Source organism: Methylobacterium mesophilicum, assembly GCF_022179445.1.
Taxonomy (GTDB): Bacteria; Pseudomonadota; Alphaproteobacteria; order Rhizobiales; family Beijerinckiaceae; genus Methylobacterium; species Methylobacterium mesophilicum.
Genome location: NZ_BPQU01000034.1, coordinates 20,270 through 33,633 on the forward strand (window position 1 = coordinate 20,270; position 13,364 = coordinate 33,633).

Annotated in this window: 13 protein-coding genes; 10 read left to right on the forward strand and 3 right to left on the reverse strand. The window is 67.7% G+C overall.

The window, feature by feature from the left end; translation table 11 throughout:
• The first annotated feature begins 68 nt into the window (after window positions 1-68).
• The 7 genes from MFF40_RS23820 to MFF40_RS23850 all read left to right on the forward strand — a co-directional run bounded on the left by MFF40_RS23820 (window position 69) and on the right by MFF40_RS23850 (window position 7,027).
• Window positions 69-962, forward strand: coding sequence for an NAD(P)-dependent methylenetetrahydromethanopterin dehydrogenase (locus tag MFF40_RS23820; RefSeq protein ID WP_147896510.1), 894 nt, complete (start codon window positions 69-71; stop codon window positions 960-962).
• Window positions 963-984: 22 nt separating this feature from the next.
• Window positions 985-2,136 (forward strand): ATP-grasp domain-containing protein, encoded by a 1,152-nt coding sequence (locus MFF40_RS23825; protein ID WP_238262492.1) that lies wholly within the window; start codon window positions 985-987, stop codon window positions 2,134-2,136.
• Window positions 2,133-3,107 carry a methenyltetrahydromethanopterin cyclohydrolase gene (gene mch / locus MFF40_RS23830; protein ID WP_147853315.1) on the forward strand — a complete coding sequence of 325 codons (975 nt, stop codon included), beginning with the start codon at window positions 2,133-2,135 and terminating at the stop codon, window positions 3,105-3,107. The genes MFF40_RS23825 and mch overlap by 4 nt, the downstream gene beginning before the upstream one ends.
• A gap of 189 nt (window positions 3,108-3,296) precedes the next feature.
• Complete coding sequence (locus tag MFF40_RS23835; protein ID WP_147853316.1) at window positions 3,297-4,205, forward strand: ATP-grasp domain-containing protein; 909 nt, start codon at window positions 3,297-3,299, stop codon at window positions 4,203-4,205.
• Window positions 4,202-5,035, forward strand: a complete 834-nt coding sequence (locus tag MFF40_RS23840; RefSeq protein WP_147896509.1) for a triphosphoribosyl-dephospho-CoA synthase — start codon at window positions 4,202-4,204, stop codon at window positions 5,033-5,035. The genes MFF40_RS23835 and MFF40_RS23840 overlap by 4 nt, the downstream gene beginning before the upstream one ends.
• 239 nt (window positions 5,036-5,274) lie before the next feature.
• Window positions 5,275-5,784: a 5,6,7,8-tetrahydromethanopterin hydro-lyase gene (gene fae, locus MFF40_RS23845; RefSeq protein WP_007568574.1), complete on the forward strand. Its 510-nt coding sequence runs from the start codon at window positions 5,275-5,277 to the stop codon at window positions 5,782-5,784.
• Window positions 5,785-6,250: 466 nt separating this feature from the next.
• On the forward strand, window positions 6,251-7,027 hold the full coding sequence (locus MFF40_RS23850; protein WP_147896508.1) for a prephenate dehydrogenase: 777 nt from the start codon (window positions 6,251-6,253) through the stop codon (window positions 7,025-7,027).
• Between the two features lie 77 nt (window positions 7,028-7,104).
• On the opposite strand, the gene groL is transcribed toward MFF40_RS23850, so the two are convergent.
• Together groL and groES are read right to left on the reverse strand one after the other, a co-directional pair.
• Entirely contained in the window at window positions 7,105-8,748 is a 1,644-nt protein-coding gene (gene groL / locus MFF40_RS23855) for a chaperonin GroEL (RefSeq protein WP_147853825.1), read from the reverse strand.
• Between the two features lie 72 nt (window positions 8,749-8,820).
• Complete coding sequence (gene groES / locus MFF40_RS23860) at window positions 8,821-9,111, reverse strand: co-chaperone GroES (RefSeq protein WP_007567860.1); 291 nt, start codon at window positions 9,109-9,111, stop codon at window positions 8,821-8,823.
• A gap of 210 nt (window positions 9,112-9,321) precedes the next feature.
• Between groES and MFF40_RS23865 the strand changes: the two genes are divergently transcribed.
• From MFF40_RS23865 to MFF40_RS23875, 3 genes are all read left to right on the forward strand, one after another.
• Window positions 9,322-10,308, forward strand: coding sequence for a CorA family divalent cation transporter (locus tag MFF40_RS23865; RefSeq protein ID WP_147853824.1), 987 nt, complete (start codon window positions 9,322-9,324; stop codon window positions 10,306-10,308).
• Between the two features lie 196 nt (window positions 10,309-10,504).
• Complete coding sequence (locus tag MFF40_RS23870; RefSeq protein WP_147853823.1) at window positions 10,505-11,965, forward strand: methyl-accepting chemotaxis protein; 1,461 nt, start codon at window positions 10,505-10,507, stop codon at window positions 11,963-11,965.
• Window positions 11,966-12,142: 177 nt separating this feature from the next.
• Window positions 12,143-12,571 carry a DUF3455 domain-containing protein gene (locus MFF40_RS23875; RefSeq protein WP_147853822.1) on the forward strand — a complete coding sequence of 143 codons (429 nt, stop codon included), beginning with the start codon at window positions 12,143-12,145 and terminating at the stop codon, window positions 12,569-12,571.
• Window positions 12,572-12,644: 73 nt separating this feature from the next.
• Here MFF40_RS23875 and pdeM read toward each other — a convergent pair whose 3' ends face one another.
• On the reverse strand, window positions 12,645-13,358 hold the full coding sequence (gene pdeM, locus MFF40_RS23880) for a ligase-associated DNA damage response endonuclease PdeM (protein ID WP_147853821.1): 714 nt from the start codon (window positions 13,356-13,358) through the stop codon (window positions 12,645-12,647).
• Window positions 13,359-13,364: the final 6 nt, after the last annotated feature.

The window sequence follows — 13,364 nt, forward strand, 5'->3', positions numbered from 1 at the left end:
CGGCACCCGCAGCGGGTTTGGACGGTCTGCAGGCGCAGGTTGATGCGCGCCAAACGGGATAGAACGTCATGGCCCGCTCGATCCTCCACATGCTGACGCCGCTCCGGCACATGAGCCCGTTCGACGTGAACATGGCCGTCGACGCCGGCTTCGAGACGGTGGTGACCTACACAGAGGTCAGCCTCGCCGACGTCGTGTCGCTGACCCAGGATTCGATCTTCTCGCGCTCCCCGGCCGACGGCACCCGCACCGGCATCTTCATCGGCGGCAAGAACGCCGAGGACGCCCTCGACATGGTCGACCGCGCCAAGAAGGCGTTCGTGCCGCCCTTCGTGAACCACGTCTTCGCCGATCCCGCCGGCTCGTTCACCACCGGCGCCGCCATGGTGGCGCAGGTCTCCCGGGCGCTGCGAGATAAATTCGGCACCGACCTGACCGGCAAGCGCATCGTGATCTTCGGCGGCGCCGGCGTGGTCGCCTACGTGGCCGCGGTGATCGGCGCCCTCCAGGGCGCGCAGACCGTCCTGGTCGGCCACGACGGCGAGGAGCGCGTCTCCAAGATCGCCTTCACGATGAAGTGGCGCTTCGGCATCGAGGTCGGCGCCGTCGATGGGACGACGCCGGAAGACCGCCGCGTCGCCATCCGGGACGCCGACGTGATCCTGTCCGCCGGGCCGGCCGGCATCCCGATCCTCTCGGCCGAGGATCTGAAATCCGCCCCGAAGCTCCTCGTCGCCTCCGATGTGAACGCCGTGCCGCCCGCCGGCATTGCGGGGATCGACGTCAATGCCGTCGACGTGCCGTTGCCGACCGGCAAGGGCGTGGGCATCGGCGCCCTCGCGGTGGGCAATGTGAAGTACCAGACCCAGCGTCGCCTGTTCGACCGGATGCTCGCCTCCGATACGCCGCTCTGCCTCGACTTCCGGGACGCCTACACGCTGGCGGTCGAGATCGCCGGCTGAGCCGGCTCCGGCGCATTCCGGCATGGCAGAGGCGGTCCTGATCGCCGCTCAGTCCGGGCGCGCCCTCGCGGAGGCGGCCCGGCGGGCGGGAATGCGCCCCTTCGTGGCCGACCTGTTCGGCGATTCCGACACGCTGGCGCTCAGCAAAGCCTACCGGCCGCTCCCGGGCCGATTCGGCAGCCCGATGGCTTTCGACGCGACCCTGGCGGCGATCGACGCCTTGGCCGATACCGCAGGCTCGGTCGTCGGCCTCGTCCTCGGCAGCGGCTTCGAGGACGCGCGCGATCTTATGGCCCGCATCGCGGAACGGCATCGGCTGATCGGCGCAGCTGCGCCTGCGGTCGCCGCACTCAAGGATCCGTTCGCGCTCGCCGCACTCTGCGCCCGGCTCGACATCCCGCATCCCAAGATCGCGACCGATGCGCGTCCCGACCCGTCCGGATGGCTGCTCAAGCGGGCCGGCGGCAGCGGCGGCAGTCACATTCGACCGGCGGTGCGCGGCCCCGCGCCGGATGCGCACTATTTCCAGGCCCGGGTCGAAGGCCGGCCCCACGCGCTGAACTTCCTCGCCGACGGCCGCGCGATCCAGACGCTGGCGGTGACGGAGCAATGGTGCGCGCCGTCACCGATTCGGCCCTACCGGTATGGCGGTGCCGTAACTGGCGCCGCGACGGAGGCTCCGCTTCTCCCCAACGCGCTGATCACAACGGTCGCGGAGGCCGTCGAGAGCATCGTCGCGGCGACAGGCCTGCGCGGGCTCGGCAGCGCCGATTTCCTGGCCGATGCGTCCGGCTGGTGGCTCACGGAGATCAATCCGCGGCCCGGCGCGACTCTCGACATCCTCGATCGCCGGAGCACGCCGCTCCTGATGGCCCACATCGCGGCTAGCCTCGGCGCCATGCCGGCGCTCGGTGCGCAACCGGCGGATGCGGCCGCCGCCCAGATCTGTTACGCGGGTCGGGAGCATGCGCCCGTGCCGGATTTCGCCTGGCCGGATCATGTGCGCGACCGCCCGCGCCCCGGCACGGTGGTCCGCCGCGACGCGCCTCTCTGCACGGTGTTTGCCCATGGGGCCGACCGGCAGACGGCGCTCGACAGTTTGAACACGCGGACGATGCGGCTCCAAGCCGACCTCACCGCTGAGAAAATGCATCCCGAGGAAACCCTGAGATGAGTGCCAGCCAATCCTATCCCAGCGTCAACGCGCTGACGGCGCCGCTGATCGAGCGGTTCGTGGCCGACGCCGCGACCCTGCGCCTGTCCGTGTCGCAGACGGCCGGCGGGGCCCGGATGGTCGATGCCGGCGCCCAGGCGCGCGGCTCCATCGAGGCCGGACGGCGCATTGCCGAGATCTGCCTCGGCGGCCTCGGCACCGTGAGCATCGCCCCGACCGGCCCGATCGCCTCGTGGCCGTATTCCGTGATCGTCCATGCGGCCGATCCGGTGCTCGCCTGCCTGGGCAGCCAGTATGCGGGCTGGAGCCTTGCCGACGAGGCCGGTGATTCCGGCTTCTTCGCCCTCGGCTCGGGCCCCGGCCGCGCCGTGGCCGCCGTCGAGGATCTGTTTCAGGAACTCGGCTACCGGGATTCGGCCTCGAACACCGCTCTGGTGCTGGAAGCCGCCGGCGGACCGCCCGAGAGCGTCGTCGCAAAGGTCGCCGAGGCCGCCGGCCTGCGGCCCGAGGACCTGACCTTCATCTTCGCGCCGACCCAGAGCCTGGCCGGCTCGACCCAGGTGGTCGCCCGGGTGCTCGAAGTGGCCCTGCACAAGGCCCACACGGTCGGGTTCGACCTGCACGCCATCGTCGACGGCATCGGCTCGGCCCCGCTGTCGCCCCCGCACCCGGACTTCATCAAGGCGATGGGCCGGACCAACGACGCGATCATCTACGGCGGCCGGGTGCAGCTCTTCGTCGATGCCGACGATGCCGACGCCAAGCAGCTTGCCGAGCAGATCCCGTCCACCACCTCGAGCGACCACGGCGCTCCGTTCGCCGAGATCTTTTCGCGGGTGAACGGCGACTTCTACAAGATCGATGGCGCGCTGTTCTCGCCGGCCGAGGCGATCGTCACATCGGTGCGCACCGGCGCTACCTATCGCGGCGGTCGCCTGGAGCCGACGCTGGTGGAAGCGTCCTTCGCATAGGCGCGGGGCATTCCAGCTTCGGCTCAACGGGCATCGCGGCGTAGACTGCGTCGCGATGCCAATCGCAAGAAGCGAGGTCCCCTCTCCTCAGCGGGGGCAGGTCCCGGCCAGCCCTCGCGATAGCGCCTCGCATCCACACAGATCCGGTGCTTTCCCGTGCAGGAAGGGGCCGTCGAGAGTCTCCCATCCATGCGCATCGCCCTGGCGGCCGATAACGGCAATTGGCACAAGGCCCGGCTCCTGGCGGCCCTGCGGGCGCAGGGGGTCGAGCCGGTGCTGTTCTCCTTGGCGGACGTGATCGTGGCTACCGGCGGCGGCGAACCGCTGCGGGTCCCGGGCTTCTCCGGTGAATTGCCGGACGGCGTGTTGTTGCGGACCATCGCGGGGGGCACCTTCGAGGCGACCACCATGCGGCTCGGCGTGCTTCACGCCCTGGTCTCGGCAGGCGTGACGGTCTGGAACCCGCCCACCGCCATCGAGCGCTCGGTCGACAAGGCGGCGACCTCGCTGCTGATCGCCCGAGCCGGCCTGCCGACCCCGGAGACCTGGGTCGTCTCGAAACGCGAGGCCGCCGCGGAGATCGTGGAGCGGGAGGCACGCCCTGGCGCGCCCCTGGTCCTCAAGCCGCTGTTCGGCTCGCAAGGGGAGGGGCTCGCGCTGATCGAGACGCCCGGGGACCTGCCGGACGAGGAGGCTGTGGCGCGCGTCTACTATCTCCAGCGCTACGTGCCGCGGCGGGACGGCCTGTGGCGCGACTACCGCGTGTTCGTCTGCGACGGTCGCGCGATCGCCGGCATGATCCGGGAGGGCGACGGCTGGATCACGAACGTCCACCGCGGAGGCCGGCCACTGCCCTGGGCCATGCCCCGGGACGCCGCCGAGATGGCCGAGGCCGCCGCCGCCGCGGTCGGGGTCGATTATTCCGGGGTTGACCTCGTCGAGGACGGGGAGGGCGGCTTCTCGATCCTCGAAGTGAATTCCATGCCGGCCTGGTCCGGCCTGCAGACCGTGTGCGACACCGATATCGCCGGCGCCGTCGTGCGCGGCTTCCTGTCCGCGGTCAGGGGTGCCAGCATCCCGCGGCTCGTGGTGGCATGAGCGGTCTCGCCCCGGGGCTGATCGGCACGCTCTACCGCGCCGCCTGCCTGGCGGAACTCGATGCGCTGAAACCCGGCAACGTCCATGCCTACGCAGCCGGCCATCGCATGGTGGTGGCGGATTTCGTCACCAGTGCCGACGTCTCGGCGCCGGGGCTGGCGCGGGCGGGATCGGGCGTCGGCGCGCGGGTCCGCGCCGGGGTCACGGCGACCCTGGCGGCCGTCGCCCAGAACACCAATCTCGGCATCCTGCTCCTGTGCGCGCCGCTCGCTGTCGCAGCGGAGGGGGGCCGATCGGTCAAGGCGGTGCTGGACACCCTCGATGCCGCCGATTCCGAAGCGGTCTTCGCGGCGATCCGGCTCGCGAACCCGGGAGGCCTCGGCCGGGCCGAGCGGCACGACGTATCGGCCGTCGCCCCGGCCTCCCTGCGCGCCGCCATGGCGGAGGCGGCGCATCGCGACCGCATCGCTGGGGCCTACGGCACAGGCTTCGCGGACATCGTAGAGATCGGGCTCCCGGCCCTCGCCGGCGCGCGCGCCGCAGGTCTCGATCCGACTTGGTGCACCACCGCGATCCACCTGGCCTATCTCAGGACCGTTCCGGACAGCCACATCGCCCGCAAGGCCGGCGCACCGGTGGCGGAGTCTGTTCGCAGGGAGGTCGCAACCTTACTCGACAGCCTCGATCTCACCACCCGTCCGGTCGAGCCGCTGCTGGTCCTCGACGCGTCGCTGAAGGCGCGCGGGCTCAACCCCGGCACCAGCGCGGATTTCACGGTCGCGACCGTGTTCTGGGACGCCTTGACCACGGCAGGCGCCGCCTTCGCGTGACGCACGGATAAGTTCCAGCTTTTCACGCCCCGTGGCCAAAGAAATTCCTCAGATCCAGGGCCTTGCGCGGGTTGTGAGCCGCTGGGTCGCACTGTAGGGTCCGGCGCGCTGTCCGGCCCAACCGGCTCGGCCCAACCGGCTCGTCCGGAGGTTCGGGCGCCGATAACAAGGATGGCTTCCCGGCCGCTGGCATTGTCCGGCGCCGCGGCCCTATTTCGGAATCCAGGGAGAGACACCGAATGGCGAAGATCACCAAGGTTCAGGTTGGCGAAGCCCTCGTCGGCGACGGCAACGAAGTCGCTCACATCGACCTGATCATCGGACCGCGCGGCTCGCCCGCCGAGACGGCTTTCTGCAACGGCCTCGTGAACAACAAGCACGGCTTCACCAGCCTGCTCGCGGTCATCGCGCCGAACCTGCCGTGCAAGCCGAACACCCTGATGTTCAACAAGGTCACCATCAACGACGCCCGTCAGGCCGTCCAGATGTTCGGCCCGGCCCAGCACGGCGTTGCCAAGGCCGTCCAGGACGCCGTCGCCGAAGGCATCATCCCGGCCGATGAGGCCGACGACCTGTTCATCCTGGTCGGCGTGTTCATCCACTGGGAAGCGGCCGATGACGCCAAGATCCAGAAGTACAACTACGAGGCCACCAAGCTCTCGATCCAGCGCGCCGTGAACGGCGAGCCGAAGGCTTCGACCGTCACCGAGCAGCGCAACTCGGCCCAGCATCCCTTCGCCGCCAATTAGATTGGGGACGGTCCTGGACAGAGTGAGCCTCCGCCCGCACCGCGGGGCCTGCTCCAGCGACTGGCTTCTATCTTCTTAGGCCGATAGGCACGACGACAGACGGGACGGCGCAAGCCGTCCCGTTTTTTTTGGTTCCGAGATAACGCGAAGGGAAACGCGCGCCCGGCGCAGTGAAGCCTGGGACTTTTGATCGAGCAACGTCTGAGAAAAGTGCACGACCAGCCCTGTCCCGGCATCGATGCGGCCTTGTTGACGAGCAAGGTGGCACGGCATAGACGGCCGTCATCATGCTAAGCTTGCCGTTCACCGCATCCTATCGCCCGCCGCTTTCATAGCGGCGGCTTGCTTATCATGCCCAACCGCTGCGTCGTCGGCGGTTGCACCTCATCATGATCCGCCGACCTCGCGCCTGCCCGAGGTCACCGTGTCATTCTCTTAAACAACTCAAGGCCGCCCCGCCGTCGGGATCATCGGTTTCGGCGCTTTCGGTCGCCTGATCGCTCAGCATCTCGCGCCGCACATGGCGCTGCGCGTGTACGATCCCCGCCCGGCCGAGGCCGATTCCCCGACCTACGGCGCCGTGCGAACGGACTTGATCGCGGCGGCACGCTGCCCCGTCGTCATCCTGGCCGTTCCGGTTTCCCGCCTGTCCGATGTCGTGGCCGCGATAGCCCCCCACCTCAGACCGGGGACCCTGGTGGTCGATGTCGGCTCAGTGAAGATGATGCCGGTCGCGATCATGCGGGCGGGATTACCGGCCGGCGTCGATATCCTGGGAACCCATCCCCTGTTCGGCCCCCAGAGTGCCGTCGGCGGGATCGTCGGCCTGAAGATCGCGGTGTGTGCTGTCTCGGGACGGCGGGGGCGTCGTGCTGCGGCTTTTCTCCGGACGGTGCTGAGACTGAAGGTGATCGTCACGACGCCGGAGGCTCACGACCGCGAGGCCGCGGCGGTGCAAGGCCTGACGCATCTGATCGCGCGGGTGCTCGTCGCCATGGAGCCGCTTCCCACTCATATGACCACGCGGAGCTTTTCACTGCACATGCAGGCGGTCGACATGGTCCGGCACGACGCCCCGGAAGTCTTCGAGGCGATCGAGCGATCGAATCCGTTTGCCGCCGAGGTCCGCCAGCGCTTCTTCACGCTGGCTGCCCAAATCGAGGCTGATCTCGCACGCGAAGACCATTCTGCAGCCATCGCACGGCCGTCCCTCATGAAAGCCGGGACTAACGCGGGAGCGTGAGGGGACCGTGTCGCACCAACGAAAAAAGGGGCCGCCTTTCGGCGACCCCCTTCGTCAGCTCGATGGTTGGCGTGGATTTAGAAGTCCATGCCGCCCATGCCGCCGCCGCCCGGCATCGCGGGGGCGCCGCCGTCCTTCTTCGGGGCGTCGGCCACCATCGCCTCCGTGGTGACCAGCAGGCCGGCGACGGAAGCCGCGTCCTGCAGGGCGGTGCGGACGACCTTGGCCGGGTCGACGATGCCGGCCTGGATCATGTCGACATACTCTTCGGTCTGGGCGTTGAAGCCGTAGGTCTCCGAGGAGGTGTTGTCGGTGATCTTGCCGACCACGATCGAGCCTTCCACGCCGGCGTTCTGGGCGATCTGACGGATCGGGGCCTCGAGCGCCTTCAGCACGATCTTGATGCCGGCCTGGACGTCCGGAACATCGCTCTTCAGCTCGGCGACGGCCTTCTTGGCGCGCAGCAGCGCGGTGCCGCCGCCCGGGACGATGCCTTCCTCGACGGCCGCGCGGGTGGCGTTGAGGGCGTCGTCGACGCGGTCCTTCTTTTCCTTGACCTCGACCTCGGTCGCGCCGCCGACGCGGATCACCGCGACGCCGCCCGCGAGCTTGGCCAGGCGCTCCTGCAGCTTCTCCCGGTCGTAGTCCGAGGTGGTCTCCTCGATCTGCGCCTTGATCTGCGAGATGCGGCCCTCGATGTCCGACTTCTCGCCGACGCCGTCGATGATCGTGGTGTTCTCCTTCTCGATGCGGACGCGCTTGGCGCGGCCGAGCATCGGCAGGGTCACGTTCTCGAGCTTGATGCCGAGGTCCTCGGCGATCATCTGGCCCTTGGTCAGGATCGCGATGTCCTCGAGCATCGCCTTGCGGCGATCGCCGAAGCCCGGCGCCTTCACGGCCGCGACCTTCAGGCCGCCGCGCAGCTTGTTCACCACGAGGGTGGCCAGCGCCTCGCCCTCGATGTCCTCGGCGATGATCAACAGGGGCTTGCCGGTCTGGACCACGGCCTCGAGCACCGGAAGCATCGCCTGCAGCGACGACAGCTTCTTCTCGTGGATCAGGATGTAGGGATCCTCGAGTTCGGCGACCATCTTCTCCGCGTTCGTGATGAAGTACGGGGACAGGTAACCGCGGTCGAACTGCATGCCCTCGACGACGTCGAGCTCGGTCTCGGCCGTCTTGGCCTCCTCGACCGTGATCACGCCCTCGTTGCCAACCTTCTGCATGGCGTGGGCGATCATCTCGCCGATCTCCTTGTCGCCGTTGGCGGAGATCGTGCCGACCTGGGCGACCTCGTCGGAGGTCGAGACCTTCTTGGCGCGCGCGATGATGTCCTTCACCGCGGCGGCGGTGGCGAGGTCGATGCCGCGCTTCAGGTCCATCGGGTTGATGCCGGCGGCGACGTACTTGGCGCCTTCGCGGACGATGGCCTGGGCCAGCACGGTGGCGGTGGTGGTGCCGTCACCCGCGATGTCGTTGGTCTTCGAGGCCACTTCGCGCACCATCTGGGCGCCCATGTTCTCGAACTTGTCGGCGAGCTCGATCTCCTTGGCGACGGTGACGCCGTCCTTGGTGATGCGCGGGGCGCCGAAGCTCTTCTCGATCACGACGTTGCGGCCCTTGGGGCCCAGCGTCACCTTCACCGCGTCGGCGAGGATATCGACGCCGCGCAGCATCTTATCGCGGGCGTCGGCGGAGAAACGAACGTCTTTCGCTGCCATGGTTTGCCTCTTGTGATTGGGTTGGACCCCAAGGCCTCGAACGGCCTCAAAGGGCGGGAAACAGGGATCCGATCAGAGGGCGACGACGCCCATGATGTCGGATTCCTTCATGATCAGGAGGTCCTGACCGTCGATCTTGACCTCGGTGCCGGACCACTTGCCGAACAGGACGCGGTCCCCCGCCTTCACGTCGAGCGCGTTGACGCGGCCCTGCTCGTCACGAGCGCCGGGACCGACGGCGACGATCTCGCCTTCCTGCGGCTTCTCCTTGGCGGTGTCCGGAATGATGATGCCGCCCTTGGTCTTCTCCTCGCTCTCGATGCGACGGACGACCACGCGGTCGTGCAGCGGACGGAACTTCATGAGCTGCCCTCTTGCTTCAGGTCTGCAGTTGGCGTTGATGCGGCCTGCGCGACCGCTCCCAAACCCGACTGTTAGCACTCTGTCTTGGCGAGTGCCAATGACGGCGGCGAGATAGCCCTCGCGTGGTTTCGAGTCAAGGCTGTCGCACCCCTGCGCGACGGCGCGATGACGGGGCATCGGCCCCGATTTCCCCTAGGACAACGCGCCCTCATGCTGAGCCTGCACGGACCCGAAGGCGCGGTGACGCCTGAATGCGGCAGCCCGATCCCCGGCAATGCCGTCTGGCTCGATCTGAAGGACCCGACCTCCGAGGAGGCCGCCGCCGTGGAAGCGGCCACCGGCCTGCGCGTTCCGTCCCGGGCCGCCCTGTCGGAGGTGGAATCCTCCAGCCGGCTGCGGCGGGTGAAGGACGGGCTGTCGCTCTCGACGCCGATGATCACCTTCGAGCGCAGTGATTCCCAGTTGAAGCCGCTGGGGTTCCTCCTGTCGAAGGATCACCTCGTCACGATCCGGTTCCACGACATGCGCGCGATCGACTCGTCGGAGAAGCGCATCGCGGACGGCGACGGCAGCGTCGCGCCGAGCGAGATTTTCATCGTGATCCTTGAGGAACTGGTCGACAGCCTCGCGGACGCCCTTGAGGACATGGCCTCCGAACTCGACACGCTGTCCACGCGGATCTTCGATTTCGATGTCCGCGGCGCCGACCGCCGCCGGCTGGAACGCCCGCCGCCCCGCCGCCGTGACCTGGCGCTGCGGCGGATCCTGCGCGGGATCAGCAACCGCGGGAAGGTCCTGGGGAAGATCCGAGCCAGTCTGCTCGGCCTGGAGCGGATCGTGCCGTTCGTGTCGGCCGCCTGCGACGGACTGGGCCTGCCCGAGGACGGCCGCTTCGAGACGATCCGGCGCGACATCGACTCCTTGGACGAGTTCGAGACGCGGCTCGCCGAGAACGTTCAGTTCCTTCTCGACGCCACGTTGGGACTGATCAACATCGAGCAGAACAACGTCTTCCGGGTGCTGACAGTGGTTTCGGTGGTGGGCGTGCCGCCGACCCTGATCGCCTCGATGTACGGCATGAACTTCAAGCACATGCCGGAGCTGGACTGGGCATACGGCTATCCCTACGCCCTCGCGCTTATCCTGATCAGCGCTCTGGCTCCCATCGTTTATTTTCGAAGCCGAGGCTGGTTCTGATATTCGCCAGATTATCAGCAAAAAACCATCATCAATACAAATCGACACCCATAATCAGAAAATATTATAATTGATGTGGCACGAATATTTTCTTCCGTTTTCGATCAATATAGGATTCCGTCTCAAAAACTGTCGAATTAGATAAAATTTAACCCAATCTTGGCCATATGCCCGCGGGAGCAGCGTGAGCACCGATATGTTCAAGAGAACCGTCTACAACGAGGCGCAGGCCAAGCTTGACGCCTTGGACCGGTCGTTGGCGATCATCGAATTCTCGATGGACGGCCAAGTCCTCAACGCCAACCAGAATTTTTTAAGCTTGATGAAGTACACCCTGGCTGATGTACGGGATAAGCATCATCGCATCTTCGTCGAACCGATGTTTGCCAAGTCGCCAGAGTACACGGAGTTCTGGTCGAAGCTGAAGGACGGCCAGTACGTCACCGGCGAGTTCCTGCGCATCGACAAGAACGGTGCGGAGGTCTGGCTGGAGGCGACCTACAACCCCGTCCTCGACGCGCACGGCAAGCCGGTGAAGGTGGTCAAGTTCGCGGCCGACATCTCGGCCAAGAAGAACGATATCGATCGGCTGATGTCGATGATCGACAACATGCCGGTCGCGGTGATGACGGCCGATCCCCGCAACGAGTTCAAGATCAACTACCTGAACGCCACCTCGCGGCGGACCCTCGGGCCGCTCGAGCAATATCTGCCGATCAAGGTCGACGAGATGCTCGACCACTCCTTCGACGTGTTCCACAAGAACCCGCATCACCAGCGCAACATGCTGGCGGATGCGAGCCGGCTGCCGCACCGGACCAAGATCAAGGTGGGGCCGGAGACGCTCGACCTGCAGGTCACCGCCGTCAACGACCGGAAGGGCAATTACATCGGGCCGATGCTGACCTGGGCCGTCGTATCCGCGCAGGTGAACATGTCCACCGACGTCAGCCGTGTCGTCGATGCCGTGGGCTCGGCGATCCGCGAGATGCAGCATTCGGCCGAGGGGCTGACGCAGTCGGCCGATGCCGCCAGGCAGAAGGCCTCGTCCGTGGCGGCGAATTCCGAGCAGATGAACGGCGCGATCCAGGAGATCTCGGGTCAGGTCGGACGGGTCTCAGAGCGTGCCCGGCAGATCGCGGTCCAGGCCGAGACCACGGACGCGACGATGCGGCAGCTCGCCGAGAACGCCCGCGAGGTCGACGCGGTGGTCGGCATGATCAAGTCGATCGCCGGGCAGACCAATCTCCTGGCGCTGAATGCCACGATCGAGGCCGCCCGTGCCGGCGCCGCCGGCCGGGGCTTCGCGGTGGTGGCGAGCGAGGTCAAGGCTCTGGCCGAGCAGACCGCGAAGGCCACCGGCGAGATCACCCAGCAGGTTGCGGCGATCCAGAGCGCCACCGGCGAAGCGGTCGGGGCGATCGAGATGATCACCGCCGCCGTCGCCGAGCTCTCGACGCTGACCCTGGCGATGGCGAGCGCCGTCGAGGAGCAGGCAGTCTCGACGCATGAGATGTCCGGCAATATCGGCGGCGTCTCGCAGGCCGCCAATGCCACCGGTCAACTTGCGGAAGCTGTCCTGGGCGTCGCCGAGAGCCTTGCCGGACACTCAGCGGATCTCTCGGAGAGTGTCACCCGGTTCATGAAATCAGCCTGACCCGGAACACGCGCGAGCCGCGGCGTGAAACGCGCACGCGGTTTGCGACGTATCGGCGGTTCGGACCGTCAGGATGGAGCTGAACCGATTTCCTACGCCATCATCACGTCCCGCACCCTCATCAGGTCTTGCCGGACAGCCCTCATCGCCGCTGCATCTTGCGCTCCGGCCTTCGCAATGGCCGAACCGGCGGGCTTGGCGCCGCCGCCCGGCAGCGTGGCAGTCGCGCGGCTCTCCGCCCGGGGCGTGCAGATCTATGCCTGCATCGCTGCCGAAAAGGGGCCGGCCTGGGGCCCCGCCAAGCCCGAGGCGGAACTCGTCCAGCCGGACGGACGCGCGGTCGGGCGTCACTTCGAGGGACCGGTCTGGGAGGCGCAGGACGGCTCCCGGGTGCTGGGCACCGTCATCGCTCAGGCGCCCGCACCGCGACCCCAAGCCGTTGCGTGGCTGCTGCTGTCCGGCCGAGCAACTGGATCCGGATCGCTCGCCGGAACGCAGTATATCTTGCGGAGCGACACGGTCGGCGGTGAGAAACCGCAGGGCGTCTGCACGCCGGGCCAGACGGCGCGTGTGCCCTACAGCGCGACGTACACCTTCTATCGCTGACGTCTCGCGGCGCTCGTTCACATGGCCCCCACCCGCGGCGAAGCGATATCCCGAACGGTGACGCGCGCTCCCGTCAATCCCGCGCGAGCTGCGACCGGCCGATGGTGAAGACCCGTCCATCCCCGAGCAGATGGGCCGTGAACCCCTTGGGGAACAGGCTTTCGATGGCCCGGTCGCGGACGTTCAGCCCGCCGGCGTAAGCGCCGAAGGCCGGCATCACGAGGCGGGTGCCGTCGGTGACGAAGCAGCGACGGCGGACCGCCCGGCCGCGCATGGCGACCTTTCCGCAGGGATGGAGATGGCCGGCGATCTCGCCGGAGACCGGTTCGGCGCTCGGCTCGTGACGCAGGATCAGGCCGCCCAGGGTCAGCGCGTCGGCGTAGCGACCGCCGACACCCTCGCTGACCGCCGCGTCGTGATTGCCCGCGATCCAGACCCAGTCCCGGCCCTCCTGCAAAGCCGACACCATGGCTCGGTCGCCGGGCTCCATCCGCTCCGGGCCGCGGACATCGTGGAAGGAATCCCCGAGCGCGACCACGCGCGTCGGATCGTGGCGCACCACCGCCTCGTGGAGGCAGGCGAGGGTCTCGCGGGTGTCGTAAGGCGGCAGGAACTGGCCGGTGCGGGCGGCGTAGGACGACCCCTTCTCCAGATGGAGATCGGAGACGATCAGCGTGCGGTGCTCGGGCAGCCACACGCCGCCGCAGAGATCCAGCACCAGGGTCTCGCCCGCCAGCAGCAGGGTCGGGTGCTTGTGAGTCTTCTCGAGTCTCAGGCCGGCCGCCAAGATCGC

Bases quoted from the DNA above. Each gene is read 5' to 3' on its own strand.
- MFF40_RS23820 (WP_147896510.1), top strand. From the start codon at position 69: ATGGCCCGCTCGATCCTCCACATGCTGACGCCGCTCCGGCACATGAGC.
- MFF40_RS23825 (WP_238262492.1), top strand. From the start codon at position 985: ATGGCAGAGGCGGTCCTGATCGCCGCTCAGTCCGGGCGCGCCCTCGCG.
- mch (WP_147853315.1), top strand. From the start codon at position 2,133: ATGAGTGCCAGCCAATCCTATCCCAGCGTCAACGCGCTGACGGCGCCG.
- MFF40_RS23835 (WP_147853316.1), top strand. From the start codon at position 3,297: ATGCGCATCGCCCTGGCGGCCGATAACGGCAATTGGCACAAGGCCCGG.
- MFF40_RS23840 (WP_147896509.1), top strand. From the start codon at position 4,202: ATGAGCGGTCTCGCCCCGGGGCTGATCGGCACGCTCTACCGCGCCGCC.
- fae (WP_007568574.1), top strand. From the start codon at position 5,275: ATGGCGAAGATCACCAAGGTTCAGGTTGGCGAAGCCCTCGTCGGCGAC.
- groL (WP_147853825.1), bottom strand. From the start codon at position 8,748: ATGGCAGCGAAAGACGTTCGTTTCTCCGCCGACGCCCGCGATAAGATG.
- groES (WP_007567860.1), bottom strand. From the start codon at position 9,111: ATGAAGTTCCGTCCGCTGCACGACCGCGTGGTCGTCCGTCGCATCGAG.
- MFF40_RS23865 (WP_147853824.1), top strand. From the start codon at position 9,322: ATGCTGAGCCTGCACGGACCCGAAGGCGCGGTGACGCCTGAATGCGGC.
- MFF40_RS23870 (WP_147853823.1), top strand. From the start codon at position 10,505: ATGTTCAAGAGAACCGTCTACAACGAGGCGCAGGCCAAGCTTGACGCC.
- MFF40_RS23875 (WP_147853822.1), top strand. From the start codon at position 12,143: ATGGCCGAACCGGCGGGCTTGGCGCCGCCGCCCGGCAGCGTGGCAGTC.